Origin of the sequence: Planktothrix serta PCC 8927, from assembly GCF_900010725.2 — a bacterium.
Lineage (GTDB): Bacteria > Cyanobacteriota > Cyanobacteriia > Cyanobacteriales > Microcoleaceae > Planktothrix > Planktothrix serta.
Genome location: NZ_LR734971.1, coordinates 1 through 601, shown reverse-complemented (window position 1 = coordinate 601; position 601 = coordinate 1). Strand labels below are relative to the sequence as shown.

Sequence of the window (601 nt, the reverse complement as noted above, 5' to 3'; positions counted from 1 at the left end):
CCCAACCCAGGCGCAAAGAGGGTTGGGAGACCCAACCCCTACAGGTTTTGATCACAAATCCTACACGGATTGCTATATGATGTTGATTCAGTCTACTTTTTAGGTAGCCGATTCAGCATTTCAAGAGTAAAAACCCGACCTCTGTATTTGATAGCAAAATCATAACACCCAACCAAGGAGGTGATTCAAAGTGCTGAAGGCAACAAAGGTTAGACTCTATCCAACACCCGAACAGGGATTGGCGTTAGCTAAGTCATTTGGTTGTGCAAGATGGTATTGGAATTTTGCCTTAAATGCCTGTATTCAGCACTATCAAGAAACTGGCAAAAGCCTAAAATTAGCATCTTACAAAGGAATGCTCCCTCAACTCAAAAAAGAATATCCTTGGCTCAAAGAAGATTGCTACTCATCGGTTCTCCAATGTGTAGCTATAAACTTAGACAGAGCTTACAAGAACTTTTTTGAGGGACGAGCTAAATTTCCTAATTTCAAGTCTAAACATCACAAGCAATCAATTCAGTATCCCCAGAGCGTTACTGTTAACGGTGAATATCTAAAAGTCCCTAAGATTGGTGAAATTAAAGCGATATTTCACAGAGAA

Annotated in this window: 1 protein-coding gene; it reads left to right on the top strand. The window is 40.3% G+C overall.

The annotated features are described in order from the left end of the window. Positions 1-190 precede the first annotated feature (190 nt). A partial coding sequence (locus tag PL8927_RS27860) for an RNA-guided endonuclease InsQ/TnpB family protein (protein ID WP_156093370.1) occupies positions 191-601 on the top strand: 411 nt, incomplete at its 3' end.